Origin of the sequence: Acidiphilium sp. C61 (genome assembly GCF_905116885.1) — a bacterium.
In the GTDB taxonomy this organism is placed as follows: domain Bacteria; phylum Pseudomonadota; class Alphaproteobacteria; order Acetobacterales; family Acetobacteraceae; genus Acidiphilium.
Genome location: NZ_CAJHNI010000004.1, coordinates 1 through 14684, shown reverse-complemented (window position 1 = coordinate 14684; position 14684 = coordinate 1). Strand labels below are relative to the sequence as shown.

At 62.8% G+C, this 14684-nt stretch carries 13 protein-coding genes and 1 pseudogene; 1 reads left to right on the top strand and 13 read right to left on the bottom strand.

The window, feature by feature from the left end; genetic code table 11:
* Positions 1–59: 59 nt before the first annotated feature.
* The 12 genes from HUW10_RS01420 to HUW10_RS01365 form a co-directional block, all read right to left on the bottom strand.
* Positions 60–1406 (bottom strand): lysozyme inhibitor LprI family protein, encoded by a 1347-nt coding sequence (locus HUW10_RS01420; RefSeq protein WP_174501883.1) that lies wholly within the window; start codon positions 1404–1406, stop codon positions 60–62.
* Positions 1407–1550: 144 nt separating this feature from the next.
* On the bottom strand, positions 1551–2351 hold the full coding sequence (locus HUW10_RS01415) for a hypothetical protein (protein ID WP_174501882.1): 801 nt from the start codon (positions 2349–2351) through the stop codon (positions 1551–1553).
* A 13-nt stretch (positions 2352–2364) separates the two neighbouring features.
* Entirely contained in the window at positions 2365–3111 is a 747-nt protein-coding gene (locus HUW10_RS01410) for a hypothetical protein (RefSeq protein ID WP_174501881.1), read from the bottom strand.
* On the bottom strand, positions 3108–3758 hold the full coding sequence (locus tag HUW10_RS01405) for a hypothetical protein (RefSeq protein ID WP_174501880.1): 651 nt from the start codon (positions 3756–3758) through the stop codon (positions 3108–3110). The genes HUW10_RS01410 and HUW10_RS01405 overlap by 4 nt, the downstream gene beginning before the upstream one ends.
* Positions 3755–4591, bottom strand: coding sequence for a hypothetical protein (locus HUW10_RS01400; protein WP_174501879.1), 837 nt, complete (start codon positions 4589–4591; stop codon positions 3755–3757). The genes HUW10_RS01405 and HUW10_RS01400 overlap by 4 nt, the downstream gene beginning before the upstream one ends.
* A gap of 192 nt (positions 4592–4783) precedes the next feature.
* A complete protein-coding gene (locus tag HUW10_RS01395; RefSeq protein WP_174501878.1) occupies positions 4784–6457 on the bottom strand; it encodes a toprim domain-containing protein in 1674 nt (557 codons plus the stop codon).
* Complete coding sequence (locus tag HUW10_RS01390) at positions 6457–8046, bottom strand: hypothetical protein (protein WP_174501877.1); 1590 nt, start codon at positions 8044–8046, stop codon at positions 6457–6459. The genes HUW10_RS01395 and HUW10_RS01390 overlap by 1 nt, the downstream gene beginning before the upstream one ends.
* A 67-nt stretch (positions 8047–8113) precedes the next feature.
* Positions 8114–9340, bottom strand: a complete 1227-nt coding sequence (locus HUW10_RS01385) for a hypothetical protein (RefSeq protein WP_174501876.1) — start codon at positions 9338–9340, stop codon at positions 8114–8116.
* On the bottom strand, positions 9340–10572 hold the full coding sequence (locus HUW10_RS01380; protein WP_174501875.1) for a hypothetical protein: 1233 nt from the start codon (positions 10570–10572) through the stop codon (positions 9340–9342). Before HUW10_RS01380 ends, HUW10_RS01385 begins: the two co-directional genes overlap by 1 nt.
* A gap of 1 nt (position 10573) precedes the next feature.
* On the bottom strand, positions 10574–11395 hold the full coding sequence (locus tag HUW10_RS01375) for a hypothetical protein (protein WP_174501874.1): 822 nt from the start codon (positions 11393–11395) through the stop codon (positions 10574–10576).
* Positions 11392–12003, bottom strand: a complete 612-nt coding sequence (locus HUW10_RS01370) for a hypothetical protein (RefSeq protein ID WP_174501873.1) — start codon at positions 12001–12003, stop codon at positions 11392–11394. Before HUW10_RS01370 ends, HUW10_RS01375 begins: the two co-directional genes overlap by 4 nt.
* Positions 11996–12511 (bottom strand): hypothetical protein, encoded by a 516-nt coding sequence (locus tag HUW10_RS01365; RefSeq protein ID WP_174501872.1) that lies wholly within the window; start codon positions 12509–12511, stop codon positions 11996–11998. The genes HUW10_RS01370 and HUW10_RS01365 overlap by 8 nt, the downstream gene beginning before the upstream one ends.
* A gap of 580 nt (positions 12512–13091) precedes the next feature.
* Here HUW10_RS01365 and HUW10_RS01360 point away from each other — a divergent pair.
* Positions 13092–14261 carry an EAL domain-containing protein gene (locus tag HUW10_RS01360; RefSeq protein ID WP_174501871.1) on the top strand — a complete coding sequence of 390 codons (1170 nt, stop codon included), beginning with the start codon at positions 13092–13094 and terminating at the stop codon, positions 14259–14261.
* 16 nt (positions 14262–14277) lie between these two features.
* Here the strand turns inward: HUW10_RS01360 and HUW10_RS18235 are convergent.
* A pseudogene (locus HUW10_RS18235) lies at positions 14278–14684 on the bottom strand (hypothetical protein); the annotation flags it as partial.

Genomic DNA, 14684 nt, shown 5'->3' with positions numbered 1-14684 from the left:
CCACCTTTCCAAACGCCCCGCCGGTCGCCCGCTTCACCTTGGGCAGTTCGGAATGCGCTTCAGTGGATAAGGCTTTGCAGGGCGTCTTTCAGGTACTGCATGGCGCCTGGCTTCTCGCTCTTTGGCTTGACGAAATGGACTCCACCAACCTTGCCGTTGCTGTCCCTCACGACGAACTGGTCGTAGCTGACGTCGCGGTAAAGGACCTGCATGCCCATCGCTACTGGGTTCTTGCTGAACTCGTAGGTGTTCTTGTAGCCGCAGACAACGCGGCCTGATGAGCTGTCGCTCACATCGCCAGACGATAGGGGCGGGTAGGGTTCCGAGGTAATCGCGGTGACGTAGTACCCGCTCCGTGTCGCCAGAGCCTTTGTGACCATGAGCTGATTGGTCAAGATAAAGAACCCGTCCCGGCATTTGTCCAGAGTTGCCTGCGTGGCGCGACCTTCGGGGCTCGATCCGCCGCCCCCGTCCGCCGGCGCCGCCTGCGCAACTTCCTGAGCACCTTCGGTATCGCTCTCCAGTTCAAGGCTGCGGGAAGCCGTCTTCCCGATCAGACATTCGGCGATCGCAAGGTTTCCGGGCTCCAGCGCCTCCTGCTGATGGCCGCAGACCGATCTCTTCTCCTCTATCCATGCGATCTCTGCGCGACGCAGCTTCTCACGCCCCGTCTGGTCGGCCGGGTCATATGCCTTGTGATACATTTTGAGGAGGTGCGCGCTGGCCTGGTGGTATTGGGACACGACGCTGGAATAGCTGAATCTGACCCCGTCACCCGGAAGATCGTAGCCAAGGTATTTGGCGTAGGCGTGGTCTGCCGGGTGAAGTAGGGTGAAGCCGCCGAGCCGGTTGTTCCAGTTCAGAGTCAGGCTCTTCGGCTTTCCACAGACCAAGCAGCTCTTCGTCATATCGCCGCTGACGTGAAGTTCCCCGTCAGCCATCCGGTAGGACATCTCGCCGGGATACCCCCACAAATCCAGGAGCCTGCGGATCCCACCCTTGAAATACCCAAACATCCTGAGGTTGCTTGAGCCTGCGTCCGCGTTTGTCTTCCATTCATAAATCAGAATTTCATCGAGGTCCCGATTCAGCGCCCCAATATGAACCAGGGAAATATCAAATTCTATTGCATTGGTGGATTTCCCAATTAAATGCATGGAGGGCGGCTGAGAATTCTTTTTTCCGGTAACAATGCTTGTATGCAGGATGATGTGTCCTGCTTTTTTGATTTCGAGAACGTATTTGCACCCATCTGGGTCTGGTTGCCTTAAAATTACCATTTGCTGGGAAGGACCCGGCACGACATGCACTGATTTTGAAAATGGATGCCCTGTGCCACATCCGAATGCCAAACCCGGAAAAATGAAGATCAGAATGGCAAAAAATCTGAATTTTGGCAGATGCACGGTGAAAATCCCCTGACCGGAAATACCGCATATTCACTGCGCGATCGGGAATAATCAATAAATATCAGTGGGGCGGTGCGCCCCACTGATTGCCTGATCCAAAATTGGAATTTTCAGCTTTACCCCCCTAAATTGGGGGCCGTCTTATTCTCCAAGCCCGAATGCGGCGAGCCCAGACGGCGTGGTGACGGTTCCGCCGCCCGGCATGGGCAAATAGGCATGCGTGCCGGGTTTCATCCAGAATGCTGTCCTGGGCACTGACGGAGTGCCCCAGGAATCCCTCGGCGCCCGGCTTACCTGTTCAGCTGTAAGCGCGACGACCCCGGCTGATGTCGAATCGGGAAGGGCGACCGGCGCTGAATTTGGCGTTGGCGGAGGCGCACTGTCCTGCGCCTCGTGGGTCTGCAGCGCCGCGGTGGTGTTCGAAGCGATGGCCGGCTGGGATACGCCAAAGCCAGCAGTCTCCAGCCCCGGGAAAGAGTGCAATGCCACAAGGGCAACGACACCGGCGACGGCACCAGCAATGGTGAGGCGGGATGCCAATCGCGCCCCGAAAATACTGGCGGGACTGAACGGGCGCGGGGCGACGCCAACAAAGTCGGCATCCATGCCAGAGGACGAGGCATCCGAACCACCGGGTCCCGTAATACGGAGGACCGGCGAGGGCGCGCCGCGGCGCAGGTTCGCTGTCGCCGTCGAGGCGACATACTCCAGCCAGGTCCGCATTTCCTCGCGACTGCCATTCATCAGAGCAACCGAAGGGGCTTCACCGAGCTTGACCCGCAAGTCGACGGTCTGTCCGTCGCGCGCGCGGGCAAGGCCGATACGAGTGGTCGAGGCGTTCGCATGGATCAGGCTGATTTCGCCCGACCGACCGCGGGTCATGATCTTCACATCGACGAGCAGGCTGTCGATCTGGATCTCGGTTTGGTCGCGACCGGTCATCATCATCTCCTGGTCAGAAACTCATGGCCGGCGCTTCGGCCGGTTCGGCGTGCGGGTGGCAGTCAACAATATCGGCATGACGAAGGACGGGCAGGGGGATAGTTGTCGGAACCGGGATGAGCGTCGGCACAAGGCCGCGAGAACCGAACCGCTCCAGCTCTGCAAGCCGTGCAAGTTCAGCCTCGGCACGGGTCCGACGGGCCGCTGCACGGGAGATCTGCGCCTGGACGGCAAGGGTCATGGAGGCGATGGCAAGGCCAGCGCGACGGACATCCTCCCGGACGACCTCGCTGACAGGGCGATGCATCGATGTGCGGACATACTGGACCTGGACCAGTTCATCGAAATGGAGCCGGCGACGCAGGCCCTCGAGAGACCAGACCATCTGGTAGGGTGCCTGGTCGGGAACGCCATGACGGAAGCGGCGTGAAATGAAGAGGGTCTCTCTGCCGCCCTGTATCGTCCACGGTGTGGTGATCGTGGCGAACGAGCCCGCCTTGGTCGTGAACTCGCACCAGAAGGGGTGCTGCGATGGTTCGGCCAGAGCAAGATCCTCCGCCACCTCATGACGGGCTTTCAGCCGGTTAATCAAGGCGTCGGTGCTGGCGCTGTCGAAGGTGAGATAATTGTCGCCGGAGGGGGCCGCCTCGATCATCCCCATTGCGTTGGCCATTATGGAGGTTGCACGAGTGTTCGAGGCAAGAGCCTCGTTGTGGAGATCAACGCGGAGTTCGCGAAGGCGGATGACATCGGGGCTCATGACTGACGGTCCTTGCTATGGGTTCCGTGTTCAGTAATCACCGCGATTGTGTGAGCAACAACATCGAGCATCGGCCCGCACAAGTCCTCGATCTTCAGGTCCTTCGAGAGTTCCCCGTTATCAACGGCGATCTTGAGCATCTTCATCCCGCCGGGGGTCTGCCTGAAGAAAATGCGGTCTACCGGTGTCAGCGGTCTCCCATCCGGTGCATGATCGACATCGTGTCGCCACTCTGCAATGACCGGGATCCAGAACGGCACCTGCTGGCTGCCCATGGTCCAGCCCGAAAATGCGATCCGTCCTGCATTGACCGGGTCGGGGCAGGCAAGCACGCCGCGGGCCGGTCTCTTTGCCTCCATAGCGTACTCGACCCACAGCGGATCGCCGCCGGGGGCGGCAAAGGCGGACATGGCGGACTCTCCGAGGTCGGGTGTCGACCGAAGCCCGGCGATCGCCCGGTGCAGATGACCCGGGGAGACGCTCCAGCACTCCGACGTCGAAAGCAAGCTGATCGTCTGGCCGATTTCAGGAACCGGCCATACCTGGCTCGCCGTAGCAAGGGCGAGGATGCGTGATGCGAGCGGCATTCCCGGGGCCATGCCTACCGTCTTCCTCCGGCCGAGCCGGATGGCGAACCGCTTGATCATCGCGAGCGGGCCCCGCGCGGCTGGCAGAACCCACGAAGTCGGACCGGGCCGCGCGGCAAGAGGCAGTTCTCCCGCTCCAGCCGCTCTGAAGCGATCAGCGGGGCACCGTTAAGGGTGGCGCCCTGGAAGCCGTCTGTTGCCGCAAAGGCCAGCAGCCAGGTCAGGGCAACCTCAACAATGCCATCGCTTGCGGGCAGGAAAGACGGATCCAGCGGCTCGCCGCTCGAGACGACCTTCGACTTGGTCATGAACATCGATCGAAGAGTACGAGGGATCGGGGTGTGCAAGACGCTTCGGGTATGCGGCAGAACGCGCCATGCGCGGTTCGCCTGGCCGGGCTCACCAAACGGTGTCGTCGCCACCCGGAAGGAGGCGGCGGTATGGTGGAAAGCATCCGCGGTGACCGGGCCCGACCCGCTCGCCTCATGCGCCAGGAACCACATGGACTTGTGGAGGTCGACCTCGACGATGCCCGGCGGTGCGTCGATACGCCCGCCGGCCTTGCGAAACACCAGGAGGTCGAACGCGCTTTCGGCCCGGTAGACCGGTGAAATCGCGAGAACGCCGATCCTGCCGAGGTGTCGGGCTGAGGCGTATTCGGTCCAGGTGAACTCGGCGCGGGCATATCGAGACGCCCCACGGGAAATGCGTTCCGCCGACATGGACACGTCGCCACTCCGATCATAGATGCCGGAGAAAAGCCCGGGGAGGCTGAGGCTGGCCGACCTCATGTCGGCAATAAGGCACTCAGAGATCGCCTCATTGAGGAATTCTGCGTCATAGCGCCAAGATTGCTCTGCACCGCTATTCGATGATTCGCAAATGCCCTGCATTCCAATCCGCCTGATCTCGCTGAGTAGGGGCAGTCCGCGAAGATTGCGGAGGCCCGACCCTGCATAACCCGGCGAACATGAAAAATACATAAATGACGCGCCTTCTGCGTTTGGAATCGATCATTTGGCGCGTTCAGAGATACGGAATTATATTGAAAAAGTCAATTTCAAATTATTATGCATATGACATTCTCAGGCGAACCTGATAGGCGCCATGACGGGCTGCGGCTCGTCCACGCGGACGCTGGTGTCCACGCCGAGGTCGGCGATCGTTGGAACGCTGATCTGGGATGCTTCAACCCTCTCCTCCCGCGGCCCATGCCCTGTCATCAGAGTTTTCCTGACCTGTGCTTTCGCATCCATGGGCAGGGCCTCCATCACAGAGATGACGATCTGTCGCCAGGGCTGATCGCCGCCGCCCGCCTGTTCAATGCAGGCCGCCTCGACGGCCGTGCTGAAGGACGGGTCGCGCAGGAAAGCTGGTGTCGCATCGAGTGCCGCCTGCCCGGCGGCGGTGAGAGCAATACTGCCGGCGCCATCGAGGTCGACCAGCGGCTCCTCACCGCCGGTCATGGCCTCAGGGACGTTGGGCCACGAACCAGCCTTGCCGATGCCGTGTTCCAGCATCAGGGCCAGCACGGCGACATCGGCGCGCCTGGTAAGCCGCGATGAGGTGACGTGCTGCTTCAGGCCGGGCGGCACGGCGCCATCCCAGCGCAGCCATCGCCGCTCGCTGAGCTTCCTGGCCGTGGCGGCGTCTACGCCCGCCTCAATGAGCGCCTGGCGGAGATCGGCGGCATCCGGGACCTGCACCGGCCAGTAGTGGGTGGCCCTTACGTTGCCGTTGCCGATTTCCGCCAGAAGGTGGTTGGGGGTGAGCATGCCGGGCGCACCAACCGGGGAGGCCGGTGCGGTCAGGTACGGCGCGTCGTGGCCGTTGCGGGCACTGGCCCGGATCGTCTTCTCGTTGACGGATACTCCCGGCCCGAGCCATCCCGCCGAGGCTCTAATCTTCGCATGGGCGTATTCGGAGTAGCCACGGGTATTCGAACGGAGATAGCTCGTCTTGCCGTCGGTGTAGACTTGCTGGAACACCCGGCCGATCTCGGCCACAGAGCGGTCCTCACCGTTGCGGGCCGCCTCGTCCGTTGCCGCGATCAGGATGTCGCCGAAATGCCGGGGTGCGAAGCCGGTGTCGCACAGATCGCCGGGCTGGACGGGGCGTATACCGGCGCGCAGAAGCGTCTCCAGGGTCTCCATTCCGATCTGCCGATCGGGGGAGATCTCGAGGTGAAATGCCGGACCGGAGTCGCTAGCCGGCGCGACGAGGGTGTAAACGTTCGCGTAGCCCGGCGGGGCCTCGCTGACCCGAGACAGCACGGATGCCTTGATACGCCCCGTGGATCCGCTTCCAGTGGAGAAGGCGACACCGATGATGCGATCAATCATGGCCCGGCCGCGACCGGCCGCTGCGTCGAACGCGGTGACGGGGCCGGCATCGCGGAGAGCCCGGCGAACCGACTCGCTGTCGAGGCCGGATAGTCGGACCCGCTGCGGCGATGGCGCGATGTCCGCGATGACCTGGGCTACGTCGAGAGCAATCACGTTGCCCGCGCTGTCGGCGTCTGTGGCGATGAAGATTCGACTCGCCACCCTCGCCGCCTCGCGCAGACGGGGGACGATCTCTTCGTTGACCGGCACGCGCCCCTTGTCCCGGAGGTCCGGGGTGATCCCGAGCCAGCCTCTGAACGTCATAATGTAGCCGGACGTCGCGATCACATCAGCCTCGCGGTTCAGGGCCGCGAGGCTCTTGCTGAGCGTGGCGATCTTGCCCGGCGCCTCTATGATCCAGAGATCGCGGGGCATCAGACGGAAGGCGCCGGTTCCGCCTCCGCCGCGGCTGCGGCCTCGACTCCATGACGACCGGCGCTGATCCGGTTCACGACCGCGCGCAGCACCCGGTCAATCATCTCGAAGATTGCCTGGATGCGCTCGGCGATCTGAGCGTTCAGCCTCCCGCGCTCGGCGGCGATGGCAGCCGGACTGGTGACGTCCATCGCGCCATCCAGCGGCTGGGTTGAATCGCCGAACCAGTCCGCCAGCTTGCCGCGGTCGAGCCCTTCAAGGTCAGGACTGTTCTTTGCCAGCATCTCAAGCCCGTTGATCGCATCTTCGATCGCGGACCGCCCGCGGGCCAGCTGCTCCCTGGCAAGGGCGGAAGCTGAGCGCGCCTCGGCTGCGTCATCACCGGCCCGCTCCATTGCCTCACCATACTGGGTCCGCAGCTGGTCGACGACCTGTCGGTTGCCAGGACTGACCGGCTCGTGTCCGGAGATCTGGCGAACCAGCTGCTCGACGGGCACATCGGCCTGCTGGGCGGCGATCGTCACCGATGCGGCAAGCTCGCGGCCGATCTCGGTATCGCCGAAGACCCGGCCGGCCTCGGACAGGATACCCGCCGCGCCCTCGAAACTGGCCCGCGCATCGCGGTGCTTTTCGATCACCCGGTCCGCCGCTGTGGTCAGCCAACGCCGCTCGAGATCCATTTTTTCGATCACCTGACGCCGGCGGTCGACGATTTCCCTCATCTCTTTTGCCACACGGTGCGCACGGGCGTTGCCACCAAGAAGCCCTTGGGCGAGAGCGCCGAGAAACGACACCGAGCCGCCCTTGCTGGTCTGGTTGTAGGACTGCATCTCTCGAGCCAGAATCTGATCGTCCTGGTTCAGGTCGCCAACCTTGCGCGCGGCATCTGTCGCCGTCCGCATGATGATCCGCTTCTTTGCCTCGGCCATCATCACTTCGACCGGGTCCGGATTTTCACCGAGCTCAAGATCGATCCGCCGGCACTCATCAATCGCCCGTGCCATGATGAGCGCCGGCCCTTCGCCAGTACCGGCATCATGGTCGTGAGTTGTCGCCGCGGCGGCAATGGCTTCCGGGCTGTCTCCGGCCCATGCATCACTATCCGGCGTAGCAGCGGCCGTTCCAGGAGCGTTTTGTGCGAAGTTCGGCGCCGTCGACTGAACAATCAGCCGCTCGGGAGGCTCGTCCGATTCCTGTTCGAGGTATGCCCTGGCGTAGTCGTAGTCATCGTTGATGCGCCTCTGGTAGTCGGTATGCAGCCCGGCCTGCTGGGCCTTTGCAATGGCCTGCATCTGAAGCATGCGACGCTCGCGCCTCTGCCGCTCTTCCGCATCCTCCGCATCCAGCCGGGCAAAAGTGGCCTGCAGGCCGAATTTCTCGTCGATCTCCCCCTGCACGGCAGCCACTATATCGCGGGCCTTTTCCAGGTTCGTCCGATGGTCGATGTCCGGTTCGGGCGGCTCTACAGGGGTGGGGTCGTCGCTCAGATCCTGCATGCGGATCGGGCGCCGCCCCCGGAGGCTCACAACCTTCGGGGGCGGCTCGCCATTACCGGCCTCAGGCTTGTTGGTCTGCTCGTCGTCGCTCATGGGATTACGCCCTGTCGAGTGTCTGGTTCAGACGATTGTAGACGGGGGACATGCAAGCAACACGCGATCAGTGCATGTGGACGAGTGTCTGCAGCGACCGATCGATGGAGGCGAGGAGAAGCAACTCCTTCTCACCCTGGTGATACTGCTTGTTCTGCAGGAAGGCTCGGAACGACGCAATCATCGCGAGATCCTTGACCGCCTGGGTCTCGGAATATCCGTTCAGAGCAATGGACCAATCCGGGTTCATGTACCAGCCATCAGCCCTGACCGTGATCCACGCATCTTCTGACACGCCATTGGGAAAGTAGCCGCCGGCAGGCTCCGCGCCCGCACCGGCAATCTGCTGCTCGGTGCCATTTGCCCACTGGGTGACCGAGACCGGGCCCGCCCCAACGCTGCCACCCTGAATCTGCTGGTTGCTGTCCGGGAGAGGGGTCCGGGCGGCCAGAACGCCGGCCACCACGCTGTCGGGGATTGATGCCTGGGCAGCGGCGACGAGGCGGTCGTAAGCCTCCTGCTTGCCGCTCTGGCTGGTGGCACCACCGGGCGGCATCGCACCCATCGGATTTGGATTGAAGGCCAGCGCCATGAACTGCTTCATCGACGGCATCATATTCGCCGGAATGACGTCGTTGGGCTGGTTGATCATCCTTCCGCCGTCAACATCGGGCGGCACCGTGTTGCTCACCGCGCCAGCTGCGCCGGGCTGGCTGGAGGCCGGCGCAGTGACGGCCGGGCAAAGCCCTTCCTCGACATCCTGCTCAGTCGCGCTGTTCTGACAGTGCGCGGCTATGAGACTGTCGACCGCACTGGCCTGTCCGTTGTAGCTCGGCGAGGGCGTCGTCTTGTCGCCACCCATCTCCCAGGCGAGCTCGGCATCGGTACCCTGCTCCTGGGCCTGAGCGACCTGCGCGTTGATGGCCTGACCTGCAAGAGTGCCGGTGATCATGTTGCAAGCCGACGTGCCTGAACTCGCCTGATTCTCGGCGTTGAGCGTGGCCTGCTCAATCTTCAACTCGACGGCTCGGTTGTCCTGCTCGGTGGCGATGTTGCTGAGCGCCTGAATCACCCCCTTGGAATTCAAGGTGTTCTGCCCCGACAGCAGGCGCAAGTCCGTCTGCAGGCTTGAACTGATGGTCGAGGCATTCTGGTTCACCGCTGAGGTGATGCTCCTGTTGGCGGCGATGACGGCTTGCTGCACGGCCGGATCGTAACTGGCCATGGCGATGCCGGGGGCGGCCGTGAACAGGATGGAGACGAGCGCGGTCCCCATGAGGATTTTGCGGCACATCAGTGGGATCCTCCCAGCAGACCGTTGAAGTAGACCTGGGCCTGCCCCGGCGTGCCGGTGCTCGAGTACCAGGTCGTTGAAGAGCCAACCCCACCATTGACGGAGAAGCCGTTACCGCCGCCCTGTGTAAGGCTGGTCGATATGCCGCCAGCAAGCGCGCCGAGCCCGAGGCCGGGGAAGAAGCCGCCGAGGCTGGTGTTGTTGAACAGGGCGTTGGTGACAGGCTGGACGAGGTTCGACATCTCGCTCTGGGCGGCCGAGCAGACCGAATTCTCCAGCTGCTGCAGGATGCCGGAGAGGTTGGGTGGCTCAAACAGCACATTGAGGCTTCCGCCCAGCAGGTTGGAGAGGCACCCGAACTCGCCGAACGTGCCGGTGCCGCCGCCCACTGTAGAGCCGCCCGGAGCCAGGCCGGCGGCCTGGGCGACGCTGTTCCCGTTAAGCAGGGTGTAGCCAGTCTGAGGGTCAATCACCTCGGCGCGCGCCTGGTTGACGAAGCCCTTCGCACCTTCAACCAGGAGCTTTGATACATAAGGGTTGCAGTAGAGCGAACTGGCCACCGTATTCGGCGTCACCGGCCCAGTGTTTGCGCCCGGCTCACTGTTCGGCACGGTAGTGTAGCCGCCTGTAATGGCCGACGCGTTATACTGCGAGCCGTCGGCGATACGCGACTGCACCTCGGCCGTCAGCGTCGGATCGTAGACCCCGTTGGTGTAGACCTTCCCGCCATTCGCCAGGTAGTCCTTGAACCCTTGCGGGCCGAGCACATAGGCTCCGGTCAGCATGGCCGACTGGTTCATCACCTGACCGTTGACCGTCTGGCCCATATATTGGGAGACCGTCCCGTTTGAGCTCAGTGTTCCGTAGACCTGCTTGGCGTAAGTCTCCGCCGCATTGGTCTGGGCGGCCTGGTTGGCCATGAAGTCCTGGACCGAATTGACGCCATCCTTGCCGGTGAAGACGAGATTGCTGTCGTTGCCGTTGTAGTCGGCCGCGGTGACAGGGCCGGTCTGCGTCGCATAACCAGCGCTCACCAGCGCGGCCTCTGTGAGCTGGTAGGACCCGATTGCCGTGGAATATGGGTTCGTCTGGTATTGGTTCCCGCCGCTCTCCTTCATGGCGAGATCGCTGATCCACTGCCCCGACGCGGCATGCGCTGCGCCGGAAGCGACCGCTACGAGAGCGGTCGCGCCGAGAAGGGCGCGAACAAGGCTCCAGCCTGACGAGCTCATGTCACGGCACCGGGGTAACGGACGACGTATAGGTCGTCCGTGTCATCTCGTATTTGCCGGCAGCGGTGTCCCACCGGTAGAAGTCAAGCCCGTTCACGACAGCCACGACGAGTCCCCGGACGCCATCGACGGTGTCTGCGCCCGGCGCGAGGCCGAACAGGCCCGGCGATGTGGTTGAAAGCACCGGATGCTGGTTGCCGAAAACGACCATCGGGCATCCGGCCTCGCCGCAATTCACCCCCGTAGGCTGAACGACGTCGATCGTGCCAAGCTTGCCGCCGACCTTGACCGACTGCATCACGAACGCCTTGGCCGCCCCGAGATATGACGCCATCACGGCGGCATGGGATGCGTCCACCGGAGTCGAGGCGACCATCGGCGCGCCGTCGATGTAACTCTGGATCTGGGGCACAAAGGTATCGGCGAGCCGCTGCCAGACATGCCTGCCGTCAACCATGAGGTTTGCCGGAGCTGCGGCCGGATGAGGGATGACGGCGAGGGTGCTCAGCCGCTGCGCCATCATCTCGTGCCAGCGGCCGGCCACCTGATCGAGCAGCACGGTGTGGCACTCGTCACCGGTGCAGGTCGAGGGGTCGACGAACCGGACGGCGAGAACGCTGGTGTGTCCGTGCCAGAGGTCGAGACTGGCGGCTTCCAGGCGGGCCTTTGGATGGCTGCGCAGGAAGGCGGCATACACCTGATCAGCCTGCGTCGCTGCGGCCCCCTTGGCTGAAAACTGAACGGGCGTCGGTGACGCGGCGAGCGCCAGGCCGGGCAGGGCCACGGCGCCAGAAAGGAGGAGCGCGCGGATGGAAATGCTCATTGTTTCCCCAAAAGACCGTTGAAGTAGGTTTGCGATGTGAAGTTCTCGCCCTGTCCGCCGAGCATTGGTGTCACATTGACGGAAACCGGACCCGCGCTGCCGCCCCCGACACTGGGAGAAATGTACATCCCGCCTGAGATCGCGCCTGTGGAAATGCCAGGAGCGATCTCATAGGACGGCAGCCCCTGCTGCAAACCTCGCGCAACCGGGGCGATCGCCTGTTGCTCGTAGTTTGTCGCGATCGAGCACGCCTTGCTCACGACCGCACTCACAATCCCGCTGAGGTTGGGCGGAGTGAAAAGAGTGTCGAGGCTACCGCTCAACAGGTTCGACAGGCAGGACGCCTGCGAGAAAGTCTGCCCATGCGGCAGGAACTGGAAGTTTTGCGAGGCAAGCATCGACCCGTTGGCGATTGACTGTTGCTCGGCGGCGGCAAGGTGCTGTTGGACCGGCGCCCAGCAGTCCCCGGTCGATTTCGTGGCCGTGCTGCTGGAAACACCGAGCGACGGGTCGTTCCAGCTTGTCTGCGCGACCGCGGCGAGCGAGGCGGCCGCCAGCAAGGCTGAGGCGCCGATGGCGACCCTTATGACTCTGACCCGGCTACGCATCGGAACGCTCCATGGTGTTGCGGGGGAACCTCGCCATCGACGGCGAACGCGACACGAGCGGCATTGCCGCTCGTACCCCTGCAATGAAGCCGGGTGTCTCGATCAGCATCTCGAGCGCGCGAGAGCCGATGCGGGCCGCAAGGGTGTCGATGTCCTCGCGGATCATGCTCTGCGCCGGCCCGTGGCCCAGCAGGATCTCCATCAGGAGGTGGCCGTCGCCGTCCATTGACGCCATCATCACGGCGAGCATCCTGAGTCGGCCGCCCCGCCCCATATCATCGCAGACAGATGCGAAGTCGGGCTCATCGACATCAGACCGCATGGCGATTTTCAGAAGGACGCCGAGATCCTCCTGAGGCAGGTCTCGTCCGAAATCAGCAAGATAGGGCGGCAGCGATGCAAGCCACCGACGGATACTCGCATCGTCCGGCAGGCGGTCGATGTGCTCGTCCAGTTCTGCGGCATCGATCAGATCTTCGTTACCAGCGGTGATATCCTGGTTCTCCATCGCGCTAGTATAGTAAACTGCGCCACGTTAAAACAAGCAAAATACCGGCAAGACGGGGCGTGATGGTCGTATTTTTCCGGATGTAGTCGAAAATTCTTGGTTCTAATATTATTCTCGGGATAGAGTTGGATTCGAAAATGATGCTGCGCCGACGCGATACGAACATCGAGGCTGACGGCAGCATGAAAGATTGGCTCACGAAACTTGAGGGTTCCTGACGATGGGTAAGGCTTCGATGGAGACTGCTGTTGTGTTCCTGATCCCCGCGATCGGATCCGTCGCCGACACGTCATCGCTGGAAGTCGACCCGCGACTTCACAACAGGACGCTTGCTGTCTTGCGGCAGCACGCGCCTGCCCTGCTTGTCGCACCGGGCCAGGCGCCGCTACCGCGGCGCCCCGGCCTCGAAATGGCACCCGTACACGCCCCGCGCCCTCCCCGGCGATGAGGTTCAGCCGCCTCATCCTTAATCAAATATTTCAGACAATTAACCTGGATTTCAGGTGAAGACGCAGGCGCCGCGGGTAGATATCGGAATGAAGTGATGGTCCCAATGCCTCTACTCGCAGTAATGAGATCGGTGCCTCCGGGCGTTGATGCGCATGCTGACATTGCGGGCGGGGGGCTGCGGCTTCCAGATCCGGACACGCTCACGCTGTTTTATCAGCCGATCAAGTCGACGACAGGCGGTTTCGAATGTGTCGAGGCGCTTGCACGGTTCCGTGATGATACTGGTGCACTGGCCGGGCCTGCGTCTTTCGCGCCAGCGCTGGACACCGATGCTCACGCGCGCCTTCTGGGTGCCCGGGTCATGGAAGCGGCCTTTGCCCAGGCTGAGGCGTGGCACCTGGGCGGTCTCGATATCCGGGTCTGCATGAATGTCAGCCCGCGGTATCTGAACGACGACAGCTTCATTGCCGACCTTGATGCCGCGCTCGGCCGGCATCCGGATATCTTGCCCGGCAGGATCGAGTTCGAGATTACCGAGACCGCGCCGATCCCCAGCCTGGAACGAGCCGAGGAGCGCCTGCAGGAATGCATCATCCGCGGCATCCGGGTGGCGATCGACGATTTTGGGGCCGGCAGCGCCTCCCTTTCCTACCTGCAGCGCCTGTCCACACACACGGTGAAGATCGACCAGAAATTCGTGGCTCGGATGATCGACTTCCCCAAGGACATGGCGATTGTCGCTGGAATCATCACGGCCGGCCGGATGCTGGGCATCGATATTGTCGCCGAAGGCGTTGAAACCACCGACCAGGAGAGCCTGCTCTCGACCATGGGGGTCAGCCACCTTCAGGGGTTCCTCTACGCGAAGCCAATGCCGAGCATCGAGGTCGAAAAGCGGATCCGCGACTGCCAGCGTACCGAAAGCAGGCCGATGAAGCCGGCCAGCATCAACTTGGTAGACACGATCGTTGCCGGCCACGTACACCGGACAAACCTCTTCATCAAAACGTTCAATGACAGAGGTTTCCTGCCCGACCATCTGCTCGACGTGACGGAAGTCGACAACTGCCATCTCGGACGGTGGCTGAAATCCGATGGCGCGAGGCATTTCTCGTGTCAGCCCGTTTTTGATGACATACAGGTCCTGCACGAGGCGCTGCACCGCCTGGCCAGAGAGGCGAAGCTCTGCATGGTCGGCGGGCGCACCGGGAAGGCAAGGGCGCTGATTCGGGTCTTCGAGGAGACCAACGTCGCGTTGGTCTCGCGCATCGAGAGCCTTCCGGCGGGCACCCGGCAGTAGGCCACCTCTGGAAGAGTCAGTCGTCCTCGCCCTCATCGAGAACGGTGGCGTTCACAACCCTACTCAGGAACGTCTTCACGTCGGTAACATTCGCTTCGGCGGCAGGTTCGGCGGCAGGTTTGGTTGCAGCCGGTCCGGCCGGCGGCGGCTCCTTTTTCTGCACTCCGGAAATTGGCTCCTTCGCGGGCACTGCAACGATGCTGCCCCCCGGAGTGACGAATAACGGCTCACCACCATCAGAGGTCGGCGCATCCGTCCGGGCCGGAGGTGATGCTACCGGAGGCGTCGCAGCACTCTTGCTGCCGGCCTGGGGCGCATCGTCACCCTGTAGCCACGGCGCATCGGCATCGTCGATAATCTGCGGCGCGCGGGCGGGCGGCGGCGGGCGATAGCCGGGTCGTGGCCGAGTGCCTCCGCTACCGC